Origin of the sequence: Nonomuraea fuscirosea (genome assembly GCF_003001935.1) — a bacterium.
Lineage (GTDB): Bacteria > Actinomycetota > Actinomycetes > Streptosporangiales > Streptosporangiaceae > Nonomuraea > Nonomuraea fuscirosea.
Genome location: NZ_PVNG01000019.1, coordinates 217,186 through 240,057 on the forward strand (window position 1 = coordinate 217,186; position 22,872 = coordinate 240,057).

Sequence of the window (22,872 nt, forward strand, 5' to 3'; positions counted from 1 at the left end):
CGGCCTCCCCCGGAAGGGTTTTCAGGCCCGGCTCTTCTCGATGACCTCCTCCGTCGTCAGCGGCGATCGGGGATGCCTGGTCAGACACATGGGGATCCGCGTCTTGACCGGGGCGGCCCCCTCCGTCGCCACGTAGAACTCGCCCGAGCTCAGCCGCGAGACGTCCGGCACGTCGCCGCCCTTCGACCGGGCCATCTCCCTGGCGGCGGAGATCTGGATCGGGGCGTTCAGCAGGCCGAAGAACTGCGTGGCCGAGTTGCCGGGAATGTGGTTGTGCAGCCCCTTCGGCGCCTGGGTGGCGAAGACCAGGCCGAGGCCGTACTTGCGGGCCTGGGAGGCGAGCAGCACCGTGCTGCGGGTGGAGGCCGCGGCCCCCGTCGCCGGCGCGAACGTCTGCGCCTCGTCCATGACCAGCAGCGCGCCCAGCGGCCGGTCCTGCGCCGGATGCCGCTTGAACCAGACGAACAGCTCCATCTGCAACTGGCTCACGAAGCTCTGCCGCTGCTCCGGCGAGGGCAGCCCGACCAGGCTGATCACCGACACCCGCGTCCGCTTGCCCTCCGGCGGGGTCACCAGCAGCGCCGGATCGACCGGGGTGCCGGCGCCGCCGAACAGCGGATCGTTGTCCATCGCGGCGGTCAGCGACTGGGCCAGACCGGCCGCGATGCGCTGGGCGTCGGCCAGCTCGCTCACGCCGTCGGGCAGGTCGGCCAGCAGCGCCGCGAACCCATTGAGGCTCGTCGCGCCGCGCAGCCCGTAGTACGCCAGCGCCCTGCGCAGCACCGCCTGGCCGAGCTGCGCCTTGTTCGTGTTCGCGTCGAGCCTGATGCGCGGCGCGATGAACGCGACCGCGGCCTCCACCGCCTCGGCGAACTCGTCCGGATCGCCGGCCAGACCGGCGAAGTCCGGCAGCGGCTGGAAGCTCAGCGGGCGGCCGCCCGCCCGGCCCGGCGTCCAGACCACCACGTCCGTGCCCGCCAGGTACTCCTCCGCCCGGCGCGCGTCGCCCTCCTCCCAGGACGGCGGCGGCTCGGGCCAGCGCTCGCCCAGCCTGGCCAGGTCGTTGTTCGGATCGAGCACGATGGCGGGGACGCCCGACAGCGCGCACTCCTCGACCAGGCGGCGGATCAGCACGGTCTTGCCCGAGCCCGATCCGGCGAAGATCGTGACGTGCTTCCTGAGCGCCTCCAGCGCCACACTCACGGGCGAGCCATCCGCCATCCGCCGCCCGAGCGCCAGGTACGGCACCCGCGTCCCGGACGCTCCCGCGTCCCGGTGATGCGTGCTCGCCTGCGCCGGACGGGGTTCGCGGACGGGAACGCTCCAGGCGTCGGTCAGGGCCTCGGTGAGGAACGAGACCGAGGCCGTCGGCCGCCGCCGCGCCAGCCAGCCCGCCAGGTGCGGCGGGTTCTCGGCGAGCAGCGACCTGAGCGCGCCCAGCACCCGGAGATCGTCCTCGCCCACCCGCAGGGTCCGGCCGCCGGCTTGCTCGAACGCCGCGATGGCCGCCCGCGTCGCCGCCCCCTTGGACCACGGCGCGTTGCGCAGCAGGAACAGCCGCCGCTTCGGCACCTCCGCGTCCAGGCCGGCCGCCACGGAGGCCTTGCGGATGCGGTTCAGCGCCGCGTTGCCGTGCCCGGCGGTGACCGCGCGGAAGGCCCAGTGGACCTCGTCCTCGCTCGTCTCGTCCAGGGTCCGGCGCAGCCGCGCGTGCAGGGGCGGCTTGGGGCTCGGCGGCGGGTCCACGCTGAACGCCACCCCAGGCCCGCCCTGCTCGGCGATCCAGGCCGACAGCCCGGCCGCCAGCAGCGCGGGCATCATGGCGTCCTCGCTCACCTGGTCGATCCGCGGCGCGGGGACGCTGTCGCGCAGCTCCGCGAACCGGGCGTCCAGGGCGCGCAGGTCGTCGGGGGGAACGCCGGGCGTCGCGGACGGGGCCGGAGGGCCGTCCTGGGCCGCCGGCGTGGCGGTGAACGCGGTCAGCTCCCGTACCTCGTCGTCCGCCAGGCACGCGCGGACGTGCCGGTCGATCGCGATGAGGAGCTGGCGCGGGGTGAAACCGGGCGCCCGGGCGAACGCCTCCGGCCGCACCGGCCAGGTGGGATAGGGCGGCTTGATCCCGGCCTCGCCGTACTGCACCTCGAACCGCCGGGCGACCAGGGCCCTCGCGGTCTCGGCGTCCGGGATGGTCATGAGCTGGACCGCCTGCCTGAACCGATCCCGCACGGTGTCCACCGCCACGTCCTCGACCAGCGCCCAGGTCGCCGGGATGCAGGTCACCACGGTCAGCGTCCTGCGGGTGACCTCGCGCAGCGCCATCAGCCCGCCCGCGATGCGTTCGATCATCGCCGTCTCGCCCGGGTCGCGGGCGGCGCCCCTGGTCGGCGTGGAGGACTGGGCGACCAGGGGGTCGATCTGGTCCACCGCGATGATCGTCGGGCCGGTGAGCGCCATCAGGCGGGAGACGTCCCTGACGATCTCCTGCGGCGTCCTGCCGACCTGCCGGATGCCCCACAGGGCCCGCTCACCGGCCTCGCCCTCGGGCGCGGACGACAGGAACGCCTCACCCAGGTCCTGCAGGCCCAGGTCGTCGCCGGCCAGCAGCACCAGCGCCCGCGCCGTGTCCTGGCACTCCCGTCCGGCCCGCGGATCCAGGCGGCGCAGCGCCGTCACGAACAGGTCCAGCTCCTCCCGGGTGACGGCCCGCCTGCCGGTGATCGCGCGCCTGGACATCCGCGACAGCCCGGCCATCGAGGCCAGGCGGTCGAGCAGCACCGCGAGCTGGACCTGCCCGTCCTCCCTGCGGCGCGACAGGCTGTCCAGGATGGACACCACGGTGCTCTCCCAGAAGCCCTTGGCGTCCAGCAGGCCCACCAGGACGAAGTAGCCGCCCTGCTGTTGCGCCTGCTCGCGTACCCAGCCGAGCAGGTGCGTCTTGCCGGTGCCGCGCTGGCCCTGGACGACCACGCCGATGGGGCTGGCGTCAGGACGGCCCGCCGCCTCGGCCAGGCCGTCGAGGACGATCCGGGTGGACGCGCCGTGCAGCCCCTCCACGTGGTAGTCCGAGCGGTGCCACACGTCGTCGGCGCTCTCGGTGTAGTTGAAGCTCAGCGCGGCGAGATCCTGCACGCCGCCGGTCATGGCCTGCCGATCCAGAGCAGGTGCTTGTGCTGCTCGCCGATGAGCACGGCCGCCGCGCGGTCCTCCTCCGTGAGCGTCTTCTGGTTCGACTCGGGGACGAGGTTGACGTCGGGCAGCCGCTCCATCCGGACGAGCGTCTCGTCCACGGCGGCCCTGGGCGCGTCGGCCAGCAGCGCGCGCAGGTCGGTGAGGCTGACCCACGCGCCGGGGCGCGCGGCCAGTCCGACGTAGGCGCGGCGGATGCGGGACTCCAGGTCGCCCGGCGGCTCCGCTCCTTCTTCCTCCTCGTCGCCGGGGTAGAAGACGTCGGCCAGGCTCTGGTTGCTGCGTTCCAGGTAGCGCGGCAGCCAGTCCAGCAGGGCGCGGGCGATCGCGCCCGAGGACCCCGTCTGCGGCGGGACCGCGCCCGCCCGCAGATCCTCGGCCAGGCGCGCCCAGCCTTCGTCCGTCAGCACGTGCAGGTACGCCCCCCGGCCCGGCCGCCGGCTCTCCACCAGCTTCAGCTCGTTGAGCCGCCGCCGCCGCTCGCCGTCGATCGTCAGCCTGTGCCGCTGTTTCAGCTCGCTGTTGGAGACCTCCCCGGCCTCGACGGCCAGCACCAGCAGTGCGGCGAAGTCGGGAAGCGACAGCCCGTTGTGCGGCATGTGTCATCCTTCCGTTCCGCGGCGGCCGCGCAGGAACTGCGCGATCCGGCGGAGCACGGTCTCGATGTCGGTCAGTACCTGAACATCGAGAAAGCGCAGCACGGCGTAACCGTCGATCTGAAGCAGCACGTCCCGCTCCCGGTCGGCGGCGAACTTGGCGGCGCCCCTGTGGTCGGGGCCGTCGATCTCCACCACGCAGCGCTCCCGCTCCCACAGCAGGTCCAGCCGGATCGGGGCGGCCAGCGGATGCGGCAGGTACGTCTGGTTCCAGGCCCGCCCCGACGCCCACGCGCACCGCGCCAGCGCCGCCTCCAGCGCCAGCTCAGCGGCACTCCCGGGATGCGGCCGCCCGGCGATCGCGGGATACCCCAGCCGACCCCCATCGGCTTGCGCCCCGCTCGTCCGCGCCCCGCTCGTCCGCGCCCCGCTCGTCCGCGCCCCGCTCGTCCGCGCCCCGCTCGTCCGCGCCCCGCTCGTCCGCGCCCCGCTCGTCCGCGCCCCGCTCGTCCGCGCCCCGCTCGTCCGCGCCCCGCTCGTCCGCGCCCCGCTCGTCCGCGCCCCGCTCGTCCGCGCCTCGCCGGGCGCGCCGGGCCCGGCGGCTGGGGCGCCGGAGGGCGGTGACCGGGCCGCCGGAGCGCCGGTCCCAGCGGGCCCGGTGGTGAGGCGCGGTCGTACGGCCGGGACCCGGTCGACGGCGTCCAGGGGCGCGCCCGTCAGCCACACGCCCGCCTTCGCCCGCTGGGCCAGCCACTCGCACCCCGCCACGAACACCTCCTGCGCGCCGGCCCCGAGCCCGTCGGGGACGTGCACCAGGACGGCGGCCGCGCTCCTGCCGTAGCTGCCGGCCAGCACCCTGGCCAGCCCCGCCGCCCGCACCTCCGGTGGGAACCCGCTGGGCCCGCCCGCCAGGGCCCGCTCGGCCAGCTCGGCCAGGAACGGGCCGTAGTGCTCGCCGCTGGACGCCCTGCGCAGCGCCAGCGACCGCACGGCACGCAGCCCGGCGCCACCGGGGCCGTCGATGCCGGCCGCTCCGGGCAGCCAGGCGGGGAACAGCGCCAGCGCCGCCGCGTCCAGCTCACGCAGGACGGACGCGACCAGACCGGCCACGGTACGGGCGTCGTCCAGCAGTTCGGCGAGCCCGGGCCGGTAGGTGAGGATGGCCGGCGCCCCCGGCGGCAGCGGGTCGAGGCTCAGGGCCACGGCGTCGGCGTCCACGTCGAGCCGCACCACCCGGCCGACCGGCAGATCGGACCACACCCGCACGACACCACCGCCCCTGCTGATTCGGCTTCCGTGACGGTGTATACCGCCTGCCCGACGTTCAGCCCAGCGGGGGAGCGGGAGTCGTCCGGCGGTCACCTCAGCGAGGAAGCCGGCGCAGGCGTCATCCGGCGGTCAGGCCGGCGACGCCCGCGGGGGTGTAGGAGGCGCGGGTGAGCATGGCCTGGCCGAGGGACGCCTTGACCAGGGCCGCGGTCCGGACGACCGGCACCAGGGTGAGCGCGAACAGCACGCCGACGGCGGTGTTGACACCGATGAAGGCCAGGTCGCCGGTGCCGAGGCCGAGCAGCTCGGGCAGGGCGCGGTCGTTCCCCGGGATCCGGGCCAGGATCCAGCCGTAGACGGGGAAGGTCAGCCCGGCGATCGCCCCGGCCCACCACACCAGGGTCACGACGGCGGCGGCCAGCGAGAACGGGAAGGCGACGATGCCGTACAGCAGGTCGAGGCAGGCCTGGCCGCTGGTCAGCGGGTTCATCAGGCGGCGGAACCAGCCGGCCCCGGCGGGGACGGCGGTGTAGGAGGGCCGGGCGACGGAGCGGCCGAGCACGCCCGGCAGCGCGACCCGTTCGACGTCGCTCAGGCTCCTGGCCACGGCGGCGGCGCCGGACAGGATGGGCAGGCCGACGAACGCGACCGCCCCGCCTGCCCCGGCCGCGATCCCGGCCACGGCGACGCAGAAGTGGGCCATGGCCACGGGCAGGCCGAGCAGGGCGTAGCGGGTGTCGGTGGCCAGGCGGCGGCGGAGGGAGGTCATGGCAGGAACGCTACGGACCGGCCCCCCGCCGCCACGAGCCTGCCCACGGCACGATCGGAGGTAGGGCGGTCCCTACCGAAGCCGCGCGCGGTGCGGCGGGGGATGGGGGCGGGCCTTACCCGAAGCGGCGGGCGGGCCCTATCCGAAGCCGCGTGCCGCCCGGTCGTGGCGGAAGGCGTCCAGGCGGGCGAAGTCGAGGTCGAAGGAGGAGACGGGCGCGTCGGGCGGGCCGGTGAAGAAGCCGGTGTGCGTCTCCGGGCAGGGGTTGGCGAAGCCGGTGACGCCCGCGCACGGATGCCCCTGGTACGTGGTCTCGTGGTGCCAGTCGCTGACCGCCACGTACGTCATGAACTCGTACGCCCGCGCCACGCTCATGTGCTGCCACAGCTCCCTGGCCGGCGCGGGGCCGTCCCACCAGGTGACGGAGAAGGCGGGCACCAGGACCGCGTCGAAGGCGTCGTGACCGGCCAGGCCGGCCGAATACCACAGGTCGGCGCAGAGTAAGACGTGCAGGCGGCGGCCGGCCAGCTCGAACCCGGCGCTCGGCAGCCCGGGCCGCACGCCGTTGCGCAGCTCCAGCCCGTACGGATGCACCTTGTCGTACTCCAGCAGCAGCCGGCCCCCCGCGTCGAACACCGCGCCCCTGTTGACGGCGCCCCCGCTCGGGCCGTCGTAGTGGGAGCCACCGACGACGGCGGCCCCCGAGCCCTCGGCCAGGGCGCGCACCCTGGCCAGGTAGTCGGCGCGGGGCAGGCCGGCGCCCGCCAGCTCGGGCAGCAGCACGACGTCGCCGGCGGGGGAGGGCAGCAGCTCCTCGACGGCGTCGAAGTTGGCGTGCCCGTCGGGGGACCAGTGCGGGGGCTGGACCAGGAGGATCTTCATGAGGCCCGGCTACTGGGGCACGGCGAGGCGGAGGGGGGTCAGGTCCTGGATGCGGACCGGCTCGTGGCAGGCCGCGCACACCGTGACCGGCTCCAGCACCTCCCCGCAGCTGTGCTCCCAGACCGCGGGCGGCTCGCCTTCGGTGACGTAACGGTCGCCCCAGGACATGAGCGTCAGCAGCACCGAGTTGAGCGCCTGGCCGGACTCGGTCAGCACGTACTCGTGGCGCGGCGGGTGCGTCTCGTACAGGCGGCGCTCCAGCAGGCCGGTCTCCTCCAGCTTGCGCAGCCGGGTGGTGAGGATGTCGCGGCTGGCGCCGGTGTTGCGGGCGATCTGGTCGAAGCGCCGCACGCCCAGGAAGATCTCCCGCAGGGCCAGCAGGCTCCACCGTTCGCCGACGACCGCCAGCGCGTTGGCGATCGAGCATTGCCTGGGCATGAGGGCGCCTCCTGGCCTCCTACGACAAAGTTCGGATTTCCAACTTACCGGGTGCCGGGGATCGCGGCGAGCAGCTCGCGGGTGTAGTCGTCCGAGGGACGGTCGAAGATCTCCTCGGTGGCGCCGCTCTCCACGATCCGCCCGCCGCGCATGACGTGCACCGCGTGGGAGATCATCCGTACCACGGCCAGGTCGTGGCTGATGAACAGGTAGCTGAGCCCCAGCTCGCGCTGCAGCCCGGCGAGCAGCTCCAGGATCTGCGCCTGCACCAGCACGTCCAGCGCGGAGACGGCCTCGTCGAGCACGACGAGCTCGGGCGACAGGGCCAGCGCGCGGGCGATGGCCACCCGCTGGCGCTGCCCGCCGGACAGCTCGTGCGGCAGCCGCTCGCCCATCGACGCGGGCAGCGACACCTTCTCCAGCAGCTCGGCCGCCGTCCGCCGGCGCTCGGCCGCGGTGCCGACGCCGTGCACGCGCAGCGGCTCGGTGATCGACTTCTCGACGGTGTAGCGGGGGTCGAGGGAGGCGTACGGGTTCTGGAACACCGGCTGCACCCGCCGGCGGAAGGCGAACAGCTCCCGGCGGCCGAGCCCGGCGGTGTCCGTGCCGTCGAAGCGGATGCTGCCCGAGGTCGGCTCGTCCAGGCCGAGCAGCAGGTTCGCGGTCGTCGACTTGCCCGAGCCGGACTCGCCCACGATCGAGACGGTACGGCCCTTCGGGACGGTGAACGACACCCCGTCCACCGCCGTGAACTCCTCACCGGTGCCCCGGACGGGGAACACCTTGCGCAGGCCCTCCACCACGACCAGGTCCCCGCTCTCGGCGGGCGGCTCGGCGACGCGGACCGAGGACAGGCTGGGCACGGCCTTCAGCAGCCGCCGGGTGTAGTCGTGGCCGGGATCGGCGAGGATGCCGGCCGCGGGCCCGGTCTCCACGATCTCCCCCTGGTACATGACCGCCACCACGTCGGCCCGCTCCGCCGCCAGCGCCAGATCGTGCGTGATGAGGAAGACGGCCGTGCCCATCTCGGCGGTGAGCTGCTCCAGCTGGTCGAGGATGCGCCGCTGCACGGTCACGTCCAGGGCGGAGGTCGGCTCGTCGGCGATGAGCAGCTTCGGCCGGCAGGCCAGCCCCATGGCGATCAGCGCGCGCTGCCGCATGCCGCCGGAGAACTCGTGCGGGTACTGGGCCAGCCGCCGCTCCGGGTCGGGGATGCCGACCAGGTCGAGCAGCTCCACCACGCGGGCGCGGGCGGCTCTGCCCGTGGCGACCCCGTGCACCTCCAGCGCCTCGGCGATCTGGTCGCCGATGCGCATGAGCGGGTTGAGGTTCGACATCGGGTCCTGCGGCACCAGGCCGATGCCCGCGCCGCGGATGGCGGTCATCTCGCGCTGGCTCGCCCTGGCCAAATCGCGGCCGTCGAACAGCACCTGGCCGCCGGTGATCCGGCCGTTGCCGGGCAGCAGCCGGTTGACCGCCGCGGCCGTGGTCGACTTGCCCGAGCCGGACTCGCCGACCACCGCGACGGTCTGGCCGGGCAGGATCTCCATCGAGACGTTCCTGACGACGGTGACGTCCTGCCTGCGGGTGCGGAAGGCGACCGAGAGGTCGCGGATCTCCAGGAGCGGGCTCATGCGGTCCTCGATCGGTGGGAGACGGCCTGCAGCAGGTCGGCCCAGAGGGCGTCGGTGGGCGTCGGCGCGCCCTCGGCGAGCAGCCGGTTGGAGGCCAGCGCGAGCGCGATGTCACGGCCGGGCACGAACCCGACCGCGCAGCCCACGTAGCCGGGATGGCCGAGCACGGTGACGGTCTCGCCGGGCAGCTCCAGCGCGTAGCGGCGGAAGCCGAGCGCCTGCTCCTGGTCGGGGCCGGGGGCGAAGAACTCCCGCGCCACCGAGGGCCGCCACAGGTGGTCGTAGTCCTCGTACCTGGACAGCGCGGCCCCGTACCTGAGCAGGTCGGGCACCGTCGAGAACAGGCCCGCGTGGCCGGAGACGCCGTCGAGGGCGTGGAAGGCGTTGCCGTCGGCGACCTGCCCGATCACCGGCTCCGCGCGCCAGCGGGCGAAGTCCGTGCTGCGGTAGGGCACCGGGTACGGCCGTCCGGTGTCCAGCATGGTCATCTCGACCCGGTCGTCGAGGGCGCTCATGGCCGCCTCCGAGCCGGCCGGGCGGGCGTACGTGGTCGAGGTGAGGCCGAGCGGCCGGGTGACCAGCTCGGCCAGCGCCCGGTCCAGCCGCAGCCCGGTGACGGCCGCGATGATCCGGCCCAGCAGGACGAAGCCCAGGTCGGAGTAGTGCCGGGCGCGGCCGGGCCGGTAGCGGGGCGGCGGCAGCTGCGGCGCGATGTAGAGCGGCCACCACTCCCACAGCCCGCCGCGGTGCAGCAGCAGGTCCCGCACGGTGATCGCCTCGTACGAGCGCTGCAGGTACGCGCTGAGCGGCGCGTCCAGGTCCACCAGCCGGTCGGACACCAGCCGCATGAGCATCGTGGTCGTGGCCATGACCTTGGTGACGGAGGCGAGGTCGTGGTACGTCTCCGGGGCCATCGGGTCCACGCCGGTGAGGTCGTCGGGGCGCACGGTGCGGTAGCCGGCGTACTCGTCGAGGTCGAACCACGGCGTTCGGGCCGCCATGACCAGCCCCGGCGGCGGCGTGTGCTCGGGCTTCGTGCCCTCGGGAGCCGTCATCGGGCCAGCACCAGGGACCGTGGCGGTTCGCCGAGCGGCGCGGGCAGGACCAGGGGGCCGGCGCCGGGCGTCAGCGTGCCGAGGATTCGAGGGCCGGCGGCTCCCGTCCCGCCGGGCGCCGTGCCGGGCAGGCCGTGCGCGCTCAGCCAGCCGATCAGCGCGAACGCGATCGCCTCCTTGTCGTCGGCGGGCGCGCCGAAGTCGTCGGAGGGGGCCACCCGCACGCCGGGCAGCGCGGTCCGCAGCCCGTCCATGATCACGGGGTTGCGGCAGCCGCCGCCGGAGACGACCAGCGTGCCCACCCCGGCGGCCCGCACGTCCGCGGCGACCGTGCGCACGGTCAGCTCGGTCAGCGTCGCCACCAGCCCGGCGTCGTCGGCGGCCGAGCCGGTCCTGGCCACCGCCGCGTCCACGTAGCCCAGGTGGAACAGCTCCTTGCCGGTGCTCTTCGGCGCCGGCAGCCGGTAGTACGGCTCGTCCAGCAGCTCCGCCAGCAGCTTCTCGTCCACCCGGCCCGACGCCGCGATCCGCCCGTCCTCGTCGAAGCCGCGCGGGTTCAGCCCTCTGCTCGTCACCACGGCGTCGATCAGCGCGTTGGCCGGGCCGATGTCGTAGGCGTGCAGCGAGCCGTCGCGGAGCACGGTCATGTTCGAGATGCCGCCCAGGTTGAGCGCTCCCGCGCCGCCCTCGTGCGCGCCGAGCAGCAGCCCGTCCAGCACCGACACCAGCGGCGCGCCGTGCCCGCCGGCCGTGATGTCCCTGATCCTGACGTCGGACAGCACCGGCGCGCCCGTACGCTCGGCGATCCAGGCGGGCTGGCCGATCTGCAGCGTGCCGAGCGCGTGCGCGCCCTCGACCCAGTGGTAGACGGTCTGCCCGTGGGAGACGATCAAATCGACGGGCCCGCCCTGGGCGACGGCCGCGGCGGCGGCTTCGGCGAAGCTCTGTCCGATGAGCGTGTCGAGCTCGCACACCTCGGCCAGCGTCGTCGGCGCGGGCGGCAGCGCCGCGATCAGCCGCGCCCGCAGCTCGTCCGGGTACGGTGTGCTCGCCGTGTGCCCGACCCGGCCTTCGAGCACGCTCCCGACGAGCTCGAAGTCCACCACGGCCACGTCGATCCCGTCGTGCGAGGTGCCGGAGATCATCCCGAGTATCCTCATGCCCGCTCCCCGAGTGCCGTCCGCAGCCACCGTGCCGTCATGCCCGCTCCCCGAGTGCCGTGCGCAGCCGTCCGCCGGCCCGGTCCAGCCGCGCCGCCGCGTCCTGTGGTGAAAGGTCGAAGCGGGAGGCCACGACCGCCTGTTTGACGTTGAAGCCGTTGGCGTCCAGCGCCGCCAGCGCCTCCTCGCGTCCCGCTCCGGTGATCGTGCGCACCATGCGCACGGCTCGCTCGCGCAGCTTGCCGTTGCTGGCCTTCACATCGACCATGAGGTTGCCGTACGTCTTGCCGAGCCGCACCATCACGATCGTCGAGAACATGTTGAGCACGAGCTTCTGCGCCGTGCCCGCCTTGAGCCTGGTCGAGCCGCTGATCACCTCGGGCCCGACGAGCACCTCGATCGCGTGCTCGGCCGCCTGGCCGAGCGGCGAGCCGGCGTTGCACGACAGCCCCACGGTCAGGGCGCCCAGCGCGCGGGCCCGCCGCACGGCGGCCAGCACGTACGGCGTCCGCCCGCTGGAGGCGATGCCCACCACGGTGTCCAGGGGCCCGATCCCGGCCGCGTCCACGGCCGCCGCCCCCGCCTCCTCGTCGTCCTCGGCCCCTTCACAGGGGGCGACGATCGCGCTCTCGCCGCCCGCGATGATCGCGAAGACCTGCTCGGGCGGCGTCGAGAACGTCGGCGGGCACTCGGAGGCGTCCAGCACGCCCAGCCGGCCCGGCGTGCCGGCGCCCACGTAGACGAGCCGGCCTCCGGTCTCCATGCGCGCGGCCGCCGCCTCGATGGCCGCGGTGATGCTGGGCAGCGCCGCGGCGACCGCCGCGGGCACGGTGGCGTCGGCCGCGTTCATCGTCGCCGCCAGCTCGCCGACGCTCATCACGTCGATGCCGGCGAAGCGCGGATCGGCCGACTCCGTGGTCAGTTCTGAGAGGTTCACCGCTTCCCTCGGTTCCGGGGGTCGAGTGTGTCGCGCAGGCCGTCGCCGAGCAGGTTGAGACCCACCACGAGCAGCACGACGACCGCGCCGGGCGCGATCAGGGTCCAGGGGGCCACGAACACCAGGCTGCGCGCCTCGAAGATCATCGAGCCGAGCGACGGCGCCGGCGGCGGGGTGCCCAGGCCCAGGAAGCTCAGCGACGCCTCGGTCAGCACCGCCCACGACAGCGACAGCGCGACCTGGATGACGATGATCGAGGTGATGTTCGGCAGCACATGACGCAGCATGATCTGCCAGCGGCTCAGGCCGGTGGAGACGGCCGCCTTCACGTACTCGATCTCCCTGAGCGAGAGCACGGGCCCGCGGGTGACCCGGATGAAGATGGGGACGTACACGATGGCGATGGCCACGGCGATGGTGAACCAGTTGCGGTCCAGCACCGACGCCAGCGACAGCGCCAGCAGCAGCGGCGGGAAGGCGAACAGCACGTTCGTCACCCCACCGATGGCGCCGTCGGCCAGGCCGCGGTAGAAGCCGGACACCAGCCCGCCCAGCGTGCCGACGACGGTCGCGAACGCCACCGCGACCACCGCGATCAGCGCCGAGTTGCCCACGCCGGCCGCCACCCGGGAGAAGACGTCGCGGCCGAACTGGTCGGTGCCGAACAGGTGCTCGCCGGACGGCGCGAGGAAACGCGCCGGCGGATGCTGGGCGACCGGGTCGTAGGGCAGCAGCCCCAGGTACGACAGCACCGCCACCACGGCCAGCAGCGCCAGGATCACCACGCCGGCCAGCCCTATCGGGCTGCGCCGCAGCAGGCCGCTCACGACGCCCTCACCCGGGGGTCGATGAGCCGGTAGAGCCCGTCGGTCAGCAGGTTGACCAGGACGAACGCCAGCGCGATCACCAGCACGGTGCTCTGCACGACCGCGTACTCCTTCTGCTGGATCCCCAGCAGCACCTGCCGGCCGATCCCCGGCACGGAGAAGATCTGCTCGACCACGACGGCCCCGCCCAGCAGGTAGCCGAACTGCAGCCCGGTCATGGTCACGATCGGCACGAGCGCGTTGCCCAGCACGTGCCTGATCTGCAGCCGCCGTTCCGGCACGCCCTTGGCGCGGGCGGTGCGCACGAAGTCGTTCGAGCGCACCTCCAGCACCGCCGTGCGGGTGGTGCGCAGGATGGGCGCCGCGATGCCGAAGCCCAGCACGAGGGAGGGCAGGAGCATCTGCCGCAGGTTGAGCAGCGGGTCGTCGACGAGCGTGGCGAAGCCCTGCCCGTTGGGGTTGAACCCGAACGACGCGGCGAAGACCGACAGCAGCGTCGTGGCCAGCAGGAACGCCGGGATCGACAGCCCCGCCAGGCTCACCACCTGGCCGGCGGCGTCGCGGACGGAGTTCGTCCGCGAGGCCGCCAGCATGCCCAGCGGCACCCCGATGAGCAGCGCCAGCACGATCGAGAACACCGCCAGCTCGAACGTCACCGGCAGCGAGTGCAGCGTCAGCTCCAGCACGCTCTGCTGCGAGCGCGCCGAGTAGCCGAAGTTGCCGGTGAACATGTTGCCCAGCCACGAGAAGAACTGGGTGACCAGCGACTGGTCCAGGCCGTAGTACTGCTCCAGGGCCTGCCGCTGGGCCGGGGTGAGCGCGGCGGCCTCGGTGCCGAGGCCGGCCGTGATCTGGTCGCCGGGGATCGCCCTGAGCATGACGAAGACGAACACGGCCACCCCGAACAGGATGCCCAGCGTCTCGGCCACGCGCCGCAGGACGCGGTTGCGCAGGATCGTCATCCGACCGAGGTGGTCCGCAGGTACTGCAGCGAGCCGCTGGCCATCGGCACGAAGCCCTGCACGCCGGAGGTCGTGGCGGTGTAGGTGTAGCCGGCGAACAGCCAGATCCAGGCGGCGTTGTTCTCCAGCTCGGCGCCGACCTTCTCGTAGATGGCCTTGCGCTCGGCCTGGTCGGTCGTCGCCTTGCCCTGCTGGAACAGCTCGTCCAGCTCGGGGGAGCTGTAGCCGGCGACCTTGTTCAGGTTGCCCTTGCTGGTGAAGTAACGGCCGTAGGAGCCGTCGGGGTCGGGGCGCCCGCCGTTGAGCGCCACGGCCGCGTCGAAGTCGGCCGCCACCCAGCGGTCCACGAACGCGCCGGACTCCAGCACCTCCAGGTCCAGGGTGATCTTCGCCTCGGCGAGCTGGGCCTTGAGGTTCTGCGCCTCGTTGACGGAGGTGGCGTACTCGCCCTGGGAGACGATCGTCTTGATCGTCACGCCGCCGGACTTGCCGGCCTTGGCCAGGTACTCGGCCGCCTTGGTGAGGTCGCGGGCCGGGCAGGGGCGCTTGTTCGGGTCCGACTTGAACGCCGGGGCGGTGATCGGTCCCGTCACCTCGCCCTCGCCGAGCGCGGCGGTGTCGAGCACCTGCTTGCGGTCGATCGCGCACTGCACGGCCAGGCGCACGTTGACGTCCTTGAGGTCGCCGTGCTGCGCGTTGAGCTGGAGCGCGTGGTAGTTGAGCTGCGGCGTCTTGGCCACCTGGATCGTGCCGCCGCCCTCGGCGGTCTGCGCGACGAGCGGGTCGTTGAAGACCGCGAGCTGCACGTTGCCCGACTGCATGGCCGAGACGATGGACGACTCGTCCGGGATCACCCGGAACTCGACCGAGGCGAGCTTCGGCTTCTCGGCGCCCCAGTACTTGTCGTTCCTGGTCAGCGTGATCGACTGGCTCGGCACCCGCTTGCCCAGCGTGAACGGGCCGGTGCCGTTGGGCGTGGCGTTGAGCTTCTCCTCGGTGTCGTCGGAGGACAGCATGGCCATGTTGACCGTGGCCAGGTTGGCGGGCAGCGCGGCGTCGGGGCCGCTCAGCTCCAGCTCGACCGTGTCGGGGCCGCTCGCCTCGACCGACTTGACCGACGAGAGCGAGGCGCGGGCCACGGCCGCGGTCTTCTCGTCCATGATCTTGTCGAGGGAGTCCTTGACGTCCTTGGAGTCGAACGCGCTGCCGTCGGCGAACGTCACGCCCTGGCGCAGCTTGAGCGTGAGCTTCTTACCGTCGTCCGAGGTCTCCCAGGACTCGGCCAGGCCGGGCACGACGTTGAGGTCCTTGTCGAACTCGGTGAGCGTGCCGTACAGGTTCTGCAGCACGTTGACGGCCTGGAACTGGGTGGCCTTCCAGGGGAAGAGCGTGTCGGGGTCGGAGGTCACGCCGACGACGAGCGCGCCGCCCGCCGCTCCGGTGCCGGACGCCGGCCCGGACGGTGCGCCCGAGGAGGACGAGCAGGCGGTGAGGGCGAGGGACAGCGCAGCGGCGATGCCGACCGCGGAGAAGGCGCCACGGGGCATATGGTCTCCTCAGAACAGTAGGTCATAAAATTACGCAGACCATACCATCCAGGTACTTTCTTTCCAGCATGGGGTGATGATGGCGGAGGACGCCGAGACGCTGCTGATCCGCATCCGCGCGGCCATGCCGGCCCTGCGGCCCTCGGAGCGGCGGATCGCCGGGGAGTTCACCGGAGATCCGGCCGCGGCGGCGAACCTGTCCATCGCGCAACTGGCCGCCCGCTGCGAGACCTCGACCACCTCGGTGGTGCGTTTCTACCAGCGCATGGGTTACGCCCACTACAAGGACTTCAGGATCGACCTGACCAGGGCGGTGGCCAGGGAGGAGATCGCCCGCAGGGAGGCGGGGCCGGGCCTGCCCGAGGTGTCGGGCGACATCGACCGGAACGACAGCCTGGAGGGCATCGTCTCCAAGGTCGCCATGAACGAGACGCTCTCCATCGCCGACACGGCCCGCTCGCTGGACATGGAGGCGCTGGGCCGGGCGGTGTCGCTGCTGCTGGGGGCGCGCAGGATCGACAGCTTCGGCGTGGGGGCGAGCGCGCTGGTGGGGCTCGACCTGCAGCAGAAGCTGTCCCGTATCGGGCGGACCGCGCTCAACTGGCACGACGCGCACTCCGCCTGGACCTCGGCCGCCACGCTCGCCGCCGGTTGCGTGGCGGTGGCCGTCTCGCACACCGGGGCCACCGTGGACACCGTCGAGTTCCTCGCCATCGCCCGCAGGTCGGGGGCCGCGACGGTGGCGATCACGAACTTCCACGATTCGCCGCTGGCCCGCGCGGCCGACGTGACGCTCACGACGGCCGCGCGGGAGACCAGGTTCCGCTCGGGTGCGCTGGGCAGCCGCATCGCCCAGCTCATGGTGGTGGACTGCCTGTTCACCGGGGTCGCGCAGGCCTCCTACGACGAGTCGATGCGGGCGCTGCGCGACACGTACGCGGTGGTGCACGACCGCGTCGTCAAGCGCGCCTGAACGGGCTGCCGGCGCACCTGACCGGGCGCGCCGCCGGCTCGCCCGGCCGGGTGGCGCTAATCGGCGCGCTCGACGGTCTCGCAGTCGACGCTCACCGGGTCGAGCGCGGCACGGTCGGCGAAGGCCACGTCGCCGGTGCCGTCGCCGCAGAACGACAGGTGGTCCGCCGCCTGGTCGCGCAGGTCGATCACGTCGTTCCCGAGCCCGCCGTCACCGTGTCCCTGGTCATGCCGGAGTCCGGCACCGACGCGCTGCGGATCAACGACTCGGTCTCCATCGTCCCCGGCCCCGGCTGCGTCCAGGCTCCCGGCGACGCCACCACCGTGCGCTGCTCGGGCAAGCCGCCGTTGATCACGCGTACCGAAGCGGACGAGGTGCCGGCGGAGGCGCCGGCCTGCGCCTGGGCGGTGACGGGCGTCGCCGCGAGCGCGGCGGCGGCGAGGCCGCCGATCAGGGGCAGGGCTAAGCGCTGCGCATGCGCATGGTTCCTCCTCAAGGAGTGGGTGGATCGTTGACCGGCTTCATGATGGGACGGAACTAAGTTCTGCTCTGCGTCCTGATACAGCGATGCTCCGTGTCGCTCACGACACCACCGGACCGCCACGTGACCTTGAAGGGTGTTGACAGGCTCACAGCCCGGATTCACCTGGGGTTCACTGGCCCGCTCTAGCTTGTAGGGCCATGAGCTGGAGGTACCGGGCCAACGCCACGCTTGAGGGCCTGACGGGATACACGCTGACGCGACGACTGAGCAAGGAGCCGCCGAAACCGCCGCCGCCGCCGAAGGTGCCGCTGGAGCTGCAGCGGCTGCCCGGCGACACGGTACGGCCGCCCGTCGATCCCGGGCACGACCGGTTGCTGCGCGAGCCTGTCTTCCTGCTGTCGTCGGTGCGCTCGGGCTCTACCCTGCTGCGCGTCATGCTCGACAGCCACTCCCAGGTGCACTCGCCGATCGAGACGCACTTCCGCCGGCTGACCGTGGGCCTCGGCACCGACCCCGTACGCCAGGCCATGGAGCTGCTCGGCCACACCCACAGCGACCTCGAACACCTGGTCTGGGACCGGCTGCTGCACCGCGAGCTGACCCGCAGCGGCAAGCCGTTGCTGGTCGAGAAGACGCCCAGCAACGTCTTCGCCTGGCGGCGCATCGCGGCCTGCTGGCCGGACGCGCGCTTCGTCTTCCTGCTGCGCCACCCGATGTCGATCGTGCAGTCCTGGCACGAGGCCGACCCGGACAAGCGGCCCATGGAGGAGGCCGTGCCGCGCACGCTCGCGTACATGACCTACCTGGAGGAGGCCAGGACGCACCTGGAGGGCCTGACCGTGCGCTACGAGGACCTGGTCGCCGACCCCGAGGGCCGGCTGCGCCGGCTCTGCCTCTTCCTCGGCCTGGAGTACGAGCCCGCCATGCTGGACTACGGCGAGCAGGACCACGGCGGCTTCGTGAAGGGCATCGGCGACTGGCGGGACAAGATCCGCGCCGGCACCGTGGTCGCCGGCCGACCGCTGCCTGCGCCCGCGGAGATCCCGGCCGAGCTGCACGACATCTGCCGGAAATGGGAGTATCTGCCGTGACGGCCGGGTCACCCCGGGGGCCACGAGGGTGTGACAGAGTTCGCCTGCGATTTGCCCGCCATTCGCCGTGGCCTCCGATATGTTGCCCTTCGTGATCAACAGGCCCTCGCGCCGAGCCTTATTCGCCGGTACCCTCGCCGGCCTCGCCCTGCCCGCGGCCACGTCCGCGGGCGCCGAGGCCACCGCCCGCCGCGGCACCCTGCCCGCGCGGCCGAACATCCTGCTCATCCTGGCCGACGACCTGGGATGGGGGGAGATCGGCAGCAACGGGCAGCGCTCCATCAGCACCCCCAACCTGGACCGGCTGGCGGCCGAGGGGGTGCAGTTCAAGGCCGCGTACTCGGGCGCGCCGCTGTGCGCGCCGTCGCGGTGCTCGCTGCTCACCGGGCTGCACGCCGGGCACGGCACCGTGCGGGAGAACCCGGAGGGCGGGCAGCAGCACGCGCTCACCGACGCCGACCTCACCTTCGCCGAGGTGCTGCGGCTGTCCGGCTACCGTACGGCGTGCATCGGCAAGTGGGGCTTCGGCCCCGAGGAGCCGGACCAGGACTCCCACCCCAACGTGCGCGGCTTCGACGAGTTCTACGGTTACATCGAGCACGTCCACGCGCACCAGTACTTCCCCGCTTATCTGTGGCACAACGGCGAGAAGGTGCACCTCGGCGGCAAGTCGTACGCGCCGCACCTGTTCCGCGAGCGCGCGGTCGAGTTCATCCGGCAGGACGGCGACCAGCCCTTTCTGCTGTACTTCGCCAGCAACCTGCCGCACGCGCCGAGCGTGATCCCCGGCGACGCCGGCCGGTACGAGAACCGCCCCTGGAGCGCCGCGAACCGCCGTCACGCCGCGCAGGTCGCCAGGCTCGACAACGACGTCGCCGCCCTCGTCAGGGCGCTGCGCGACGCCGGGGTGGCCGAGCGCACGCTCGTGCTGTTCACCAGCGACAACGGCCCGCACAGCGAGAAGGGCGTGACGCCGGAGCTGTTCAACTCCAACGGCCCCTTCCGCGGCGACAAACGCGACGTCTACGAGGGCGGCATCCGTGTCCCCATGATCGCCTGGTCACCGGGCCTGCGGCCGCGGGTGGAGCGGCAGCCGGTGGCGTTCTGGGACGTGCTGCCCACGCTGGCGGACCTGGCCAGGGTGCCGCCGCCCGCCCACGTGGACGGCCTGTCCTTCACCGGCCTGCTGACCGGCGCGGGCGCGCCCCGGCACCGCCACCTGGTGTGGAACCGGCCGCGCAAGGCCCAGGCCATGCGGCGCGGCAGGTGGAAGGTGGTCCGGTTCAACCCGCACATCGCCGGGGCCGGGCCACGGGGCCGCGTCGAGCTGTACGACCTGGACGCCGACCCCGGCGAACGCCGCGACCTGTCCGCCAGGAAGCCCGAGCTCACCAGGGAACTGCTGGCCGAGCTCGACCGCTCGATCGGCGGCGACCCGCGCACCCCGTACGGGCTGCGCACCGAGCTCACCGCCGACCAGTTCGTCGTCACCCTCTACAACGGCTCCGCCGTGCCCTGGCGGAACGTACGCCTCGGCCTGGACCGGCCACGACGGGCGCGGGCGCACACGGTCGCCCGGGTGAACCCGGGCACGGCCCTCTCGGTCGGCTTCCCCCTGCCGTCCTCCGGCCGGATCACGGCCAGGGCCGCCTTCGACGCCGGCGGCAGGTCGCACGTCTTCCGGCACGTCCACCGGGACGTGCTGCGGGACGTGCTGCGGGACGAGGGCTGAGCCGCGCGGTCACGGCGGCCCGCGCCTGCGCAGGTCGCCGTGACCTGGAGATATGCCACTCTCTTGACTAAGAGTGATGACATCGCTACGGAAAGTTGACACTCTGAAGAGGAGGCCGTTACCCGACGAGGAGAGGAACGCATGAACCTGATCACCCGAGCGGAATGGAACGCCAGGAAGCCGACCGCGGGCTACGTCCGCCTGTCCGCCACCCGGGGCGTCAAGATCCACTACACCGGCGGCTCGGTGCCCGCCGACCTGGCCGGCCCGGACAACCACGACCGCTGCGTGGACCTGGTCCAGGACATCCAGCGCATGCACATGTCGGGCGGCCGCGGGGAGAAGTACATCGACCTGGGCTACTCCATGGTGTGCTGCCCGCACGGGAACACGTTCATGGGCCGGGGGCCGCACGCCCTGCCCGCCGCCAACGGCGCCGGGCTCAACTCCGGCCACTACGCCGTCCTCGCGCTGCTCGGCGACTCAGGACTGACCGAACCGAACGACGACCTGCTCAATGCCCTGGTCGACGCCATCGAATACCTGCGCGAGCACGGCGACGCCGGCCGCGAGGTCAAGGGGCACCGGGACGGCTATTCCACCTCGTGCCCCGGCGACCCGCTCTACCGCTGGGTCCGCGCCGGGGCCGAGCGACCCTAGCCCAGAAGCTCGCAGGCGGGCTCAGAGCAGGCGGCCGACGTGGGCCAGCGCCTGCTTGAGCAGCACGCCCTGCCCGCCCGCCATCTCCTGCTGCACCATCGGCGAGGCCGCCTCCTCCGGGGTGAACCACACCAGGTCGAGCGCGTCCTGCCGGGGCCTGCAGTCACCGGCGACGGGCACGATGTAGGCCAGCGAGACGGCGTGCTGGCGCGGGTCGTGGTAAGGGGTGACGCCGGGCGTGGGGAAATACTCGGCCACGGTGAAGGGCTGCGGCGAGATGGGGATCTGCGGCAGCGCCACGGGACCGAGGTCCTTCTCCAGATGACGCAGCAGCGCGTCGCGGATCCGCTCGTGGTGCAGGACCCGTCCCGAGACCAGCGCCCGGCTGACCGTGCCGTCCGACGCGATGCGCAGCAGCAGGCCGACGTGGGTGACCACCCCGGTGTCGTCGACCCGCACCGGCACGGCGTCGATGTAGAGGATGGGCATCCGGCCGCGCACCGATTCCAGTTCTTCCGGTGACAGCCAAGCAGGCGTGGTTTCGGTCTTTTCGGTCATCTGCTGATCGTAAGGCCCGGGGACTCAGCGGCGTACCGCGGTCCGGCCGGACGGAGCCCGGCCCGCCGTCCAGGACGCCGCGCACACGAACAGCACGATGCCGAGGAACGGCAGATAGTCGACGATCTTGCGTTTCATCCGAGGTCACGCTCCGCTCCGCGTTTCGCCAGCCGCCTGCGTTGCGGCTGGACGGTGTACTTGGGATCGTTCGCCGACTCCATCCCGGCCTTGAAGATCCCGAATCTGGTGCACGCCGACCCGGCCAGCAGCGCGGCGCCCGCCGCCACGGCCGCGATCCTGCTGCGCCGCCCCAGCGTGAGCCCCGCCACCGCGCCGGCCACCGACAGCGCCTCGCCCAGCCGCAGCAGCCGGTTGCGCTTCAGCGGCTCGGCCAGCGCCCCGAGCCGGCGCTCCATGCGGGCCGCCGCCGCGCACTCCACGGCCGCGCCCAGCACCGCCGCCCGGCGCGCCGGGGCCGCCTCGGACAGCGGCGCGGCCAGCAGGCCCAGCCCGCCCGCCGACGCCACGGCCGACCCGGCGAACAGGAACGGCATCTCGCGATACCCCTCGTGCCAGGCCGGCACCGCCGTGTCGCAGATCAGCGCCGCCGTGTACGTCGCCACCGCCGGCCCGATCGCCCCCGCCGCCAGGGTGGCGGCCCGGCCGAGCCCCGGATACAGTCCTGAGACCTCAGTCGCCGCCGCGCATCCGGCCGCCGGGCCGAACGCGGTGAGCACCCAGGTGCCGACGCTCATCGGCGAGGTCACCTTGAACACCCGCAACATGTTGAGGAAACGCTCGGGACGGCCCAGGTCGTGGATCAGGCAGTAGAACGACCCGCCGATCGCGCACAGCGCCCCCACCTTGCTCACCCTGGCCAGACGCGGCCGGCCGGTCAGCTCGGCGGCGGCGGCCAGCGTGGACGACGCGCCCGCCAGGCCGCCGAGGAACAGGTAGCCGCCGATGTCGGGGGCCTCCCACGTCGGCTCGTTCAGCACGGGACGGCCGTAGTAGGAGTCGAAGTCCGCCTTCGGCACCATCAGCCGCTCACGCCTGCGGCCCGCCGAGCCCGGCGTGGCCTCGCGCTCGCCGCGCAGCCCGGCCGCGCCGTCCATCCGCACGTCCGTCTGGCTCGGGGTCTGGTCGACGGCCTGGCTCATGATCGCCGCTCCCGCCGCCCGCGCGTCCACGTCACCCCTGCGGCTCCCGGCGCGGCACACGTCCACGTCACACCCGCCGCGGGCACCCGTACTGCAATGATCATCGTGTCCGTCCTCGCCATGCCGTGGCCGCGAACCCCGCGAGCAGGGCCACGGCCGCCACCCCGACGTGCCGCCACATCGACGGCAGATCCCTCGTGGTCACCACCGGGTCCGGCGGCAGGCCGTACACCTCGGGCTCGTCCAGCAGCAGGAAGAACGCCCCGGTGCCGCCCACGCCGTCGCCCGGGTCGTGGCCGTACAGGCGGGCGGAGGTCGTGCCGGCGGCGCGCACCTGCTCCAGCCGCCGCTCGGCCCGCTCACGCAGCTCGTCGAGGTTCCCGAACTGGATGGAGTCCGTCGGGCACGTCTTGGCGCAGGCCGGCTCCTCCCCGGCGCCGAGCCGGTCGTAGCACATCGTGCACTTGGCCGCCGTGCCGCCGCTCTCTCCTGCGCCGCTCTTCTTCGGGCCGTTCTCCCGCTTGCCGATCACCCCGAACGGGCAGGCGGGCACGCAGTAGCCGCACCCGTTGCAGATGTCCTCCTGCACCACGACCGTGCCGAACTCGGTGCGGAACAACGACCCGGTCGGGCACACGTCGAGGCAGGCCGCGTGCGTGCAGTGCTTGCACACGTCGGAGGCCATCAGCCAGCGGAAGTCCATCTCGCCGACCCCGGGCTCCTGGTGCCCCAGCGGCCGGCGCTGCTCGACGAACGCCACGTGCCGCCAGGTGTCGGCGCCCAGCCCCACGGTGTTGTCGTAGGACATGCCGGTGAACTCCATGCCGTCATCGGGGACCTGGTTCCACTCCTTGCACGCCACCTCGCACGCCTTGCACCCGATGCAGATGCTGGTGTCGGTGAAGAAGCCGACCCTGCCGTCGCCGAGGCGCTCGTCCAGGTCGAAAGCCAC

Annotated in this window: 22 protein-coding genes; 4 read left to right on the forward strand and 18 right to left on the reverse strand. The window is 73.0% G+C overall.

What is annotated here, in order from left to right:
- Positions 1-21 precede the first annotated feature (21 nt).
- The 13 genes from B0I32_RS37970 to B0I32_RS38030 all read right to left on the reverse strand — a co-directional run bounded on the left by B0I32_RS37970 (position 22) and on the right by B0I32_RS38030 (position 15,262).
- Positions 22-3,141 (reverse strand): ATP-binding protein, encoded by a 3,120-nt coding sequence (locus B0I32_RS37970; RefSeq protein WP_106247947.1) that lies wholly within the window; start codon positions 3,139-3,141, stop codon positions 22-24.
- Positions 3,138-3,785, reverse strand: coding sequence for a hypothetical protein (locus B0I32_RS37975; protein WP_106247949.1), 648 nt, complete (start codon positions 3,783-3,785; stop codon positions 3,138-3,140). Before B0I32_RS37975 ends, B0I32_RS37970 begins: the two co-directional genes overlap by 4 nt.
- A 3-nt stretch (positions 3,786-3,788) precedes the next feature.
- Positions 3,789-5,048 (reverse strand): DUF559 domain-containing protein, encoded by a 1,260-nt coding sequence (locus B0I32_RS37980; RefSeq protein WP_219912212.1) that lies wholly within the window; start codon positions 5,046-5,048, stop codon positions 3,789-3,791.
- 121 nt (positions 5,049-5,169) lie between these two features.
- Entirely contained in the window at positions 5,170-5,820 is a 651-nt protein-coding gene (locus B0I32_RS37985) for a sensor domain-containing protein (RefSeq protein WP_106247950.1), read from the reverse strand.
- Positions 5,821-5,958: 138 nt separating this feature from the next.
- A complete protein-coding gene (locus B0I32_RS37990; protein ID WP_106247952.1) occupies positions 5,959-6,702 on the reverse strand; it encodes a carbon-nitrogen hydrolase family protein in 744 nt (247 codons plus the stop codon).
- A 9-nt stretch (positions 6,703-6,711) separates the two neighbouring features.
- The gene (locus B0I32_RS37995) at positions 6,712-7,140 is read right to left on the reverse strand and encodes a winged helix-turn-helix transcriptional regulator (protein WP_106247953.1); all 429 of its coding nucleotides are present in this window, start codon (positions 7,138-7,140) and stop codon (positions 6,712-6,714) included.
- 44 nt (positions 7,141-7,184) lie between these two features.
- The gene (locus tag B0I32_RS38000) at positions 7,185-8,774 is read right to left on the reverse strand and encodes an ABC transporter ATP-binding protein (RefSeq protein ID WP_106247955.1); all 1,590 of its coding nucleotides are present in this window, start codon (positions 8,772-8,774) and stop codon (positions 7,185-7,187) included.
- The gene (locus B0I32_RS38005; RefSeq protein ID WP_106247957.1) at positions 8,771-9,829 is read right to left on the reverse strand and encodes a serine hydrolase domain-containing protein; all 1,059 of its coding nucleotides are present in this window, start codon (positions 9,827-9,829) and stop codon (positions 8,771-8,773) included. Before B0I32_RS38005 ends, B0I32_RS38000 begins: the two co-directional genes overlap by 4 nt.
- Entirely contained in the window at positions 9,826-10,989 is a 1,164-nt protein-coding gene (locus B0I32_RS38010) for an anhydro-N-acetylmuramic acid kinase (RefSeq protein WP_106247959.1), read from the reverse strand. The genes B0I32_RS38005 and B0I32_RS38010 overlap by 4 nt, the downstream gene beginning before the upstream one ends.
- Positions 10,990-11,026: 37 nt before the next feature.
- Positions 11,027-11,926: an N-acetylmuramic acid 6-phosphate etherase gene (murQ, locus tag B0I32_RS38015; protein WP_106247960.1), complete on the reverse strand. Its 900-nt coding sequence runs from the start codon at positions 11,924-11,926 to the stop codon at positions 11,027-11,029.
- The gene (locus tag B0I32_RS38020) at positions 11,923-12,753 is read right to left on the reverse strand and encodes an ABC transporter permease (protein ID WP_245956274.1); all 831 of its coding nucleotides are present in this window, start codon (positions 12,751-12,753) and stop codon (positions 11,923-11,925) included. The genes murQ and B0I32_RS38020 overlap by 4 nt, the downstream gene beginning before the upstream one ends.
- Positions 12,750-13,715: an ABC transporter permease gene (locus B0I32_RS38025; RefSeq protein ID WP_106247962.1), complete on the reverse strand. Its 966-nt coding sequence runs from the start codon at positions 13,713-13,715 to the stop codon at positions 12,750-12,752. The genes B0I32_RS38020 and B0I32_RS38025 overlap by 4 nt, the downstream gene beginning before the upstream one ends.
- Positions 13,712-15,262, reverse strand: coding sequence for an ABC transporter substrate-binding protein (locus tag B0I32_RS38030; RefSeq protein WP_106247964.1), 1,551 nt, complete (start codon positions 15,260-15,262; stop codon positions 13,712-13,714). Before B0I32_RS38030 ends, B0I32_RS38025 begins: the two co-directional genes overlap by 4 nt.
- Positions 15,263-15,338: 76 nt before the next feature.
- Between B0I32_RS38030 and B0I32_RS38035 the strand changes: the two genes are divergently transcribed.
- Positions 15,339-16,235, forward strand: coding sequence for a MurR/RpiR family transcriptional regulator (locus tag B0I32_RS38035; RefSeq protein WP_245956275.1), 897 nt, complete (start codon positions 15,339-15,341; stop codon positions 16,233-16,235).
- A 56-nt stretch (positions 16,236-16,291) separates the two neighbouring features.
- On the opposite strand, the gene B0I32_RS61135 is transcribed toward B0I32_RS38035, so the two are convergent.
- Both B0I32_RS61135 and B0I32_RS38040 read right to left on the reverse strand, forming a co-directional pair.
- On the reverse strand, positions 16,292-16,426 hold the full coding sequence (locus tag B0I32_RS61135) for a hypothetical protein (protein WP_281262646.1): 135 nt from the start codon (positions 16,424-16,426) through the stop codon (positions 16,292-16,294).
- A complete protein-coding gene (locus tag B0I32_RS38040; RefSeq protein WP_106247966.1) occupies positions 16,423-16,731 on the reverse strand; it encodes a hypothetical protein in 309 nt (102 codons plus the stop codon). Before B0I32_RS38040 ends, B0I32_RS61135 begins: the two co-directional genes overlap by 4 nt.
- Positions 16,732-16,916: 185 nt before the next feature.
- On the opposite strand from B0I32_RS38040, the gene B0I32_RS38045 reads away from it, so the two are divergent.
- The 3 genes from B0I32_RS38045 (at position 16,917) to B0I32_RS38055 (ending at position 20,202) form a co-directional block, all read left to right on the forward strand.
- Complete coding sequence (locus B0I32_RS38045; protein ID WP_106247968.1) at positions 16,917-17,810, forward strand: sulfotransferase family protein; 894 nt, start codon at positions 16,917-16,919, stop codon at positions 17,808-17,810.
- A 91-nt stretch (positions 17,811-17,901) separates the two neighbouring features.
- Positions 17,902-19,542, forward strand: coding sequence for an arylsulfatase (locus tag B0I32_RS38050; protein WP_181308250.1), 1,641 nt, complete (start codon positions 17,902-17,904; stop codon positions 19,540-19,542).
- Between the two features lie 141 nt (positions 19,543-19,683).
- Entirely contained in the window at positions 19,684-20,202 is a 519-nt protein-coding gene (locus B0I32_RS38055) for a peptidoglycan recognition protein family protein (protein ID WP_106247971.1), read from the forward strand.
- Between the two features lie 21 nt (positions 20,203-20,223).
- Here the strand turns inward: B0I32_RS38055 and B0I32_RS38060 are convergent, their stop codons facing one another.
- From B0I32_RS38060 to B0I32_RS38070, 3 genes are all read right to left on the reverse strand, one after another.
- Positions 20,224-20,760, reverse strand: a complete 537-nt coding sequence (locus B0I32_RS38060; RefSeq protein ID WP_106247973.1) for an NUDIX hydrolase family protein — start codon at positions 20,758-20,760, stop codon at positions 20,224-20,226.
- A gap of 134 nt (positions 20,761-20,894) precedes the next feature.
- The gene (gene nrfD / locus B0I32_RS38065) at positions 20,895-21,920 is read right to left on the reverse strand and encodes an NrfD/PsrC family molybdoenzyme membrane anchor subunit (RefSeq protein ID WP_106248052.1); all 1,026 of its coding nucleotides are present in this window, start codon (positions 21,918-21,920) and stop codon (positions 20,895-20,897) included.
- A gap of 100 nt (positions 21,921-22,020) precedes the next feature.
- Positions 22,021-22,872 carry a 4Fe-4S dicluster domain-containing protein gene (locus tag B0I32_RS38070; protein ID WP_106247975.1) on the reverse strand — a complete coding sequence of 284 codons (852 nt, stop codon included), beginning with the start codon at positions 22,870-22,872 and terminating at the stop codon, positions 22,021-22,023.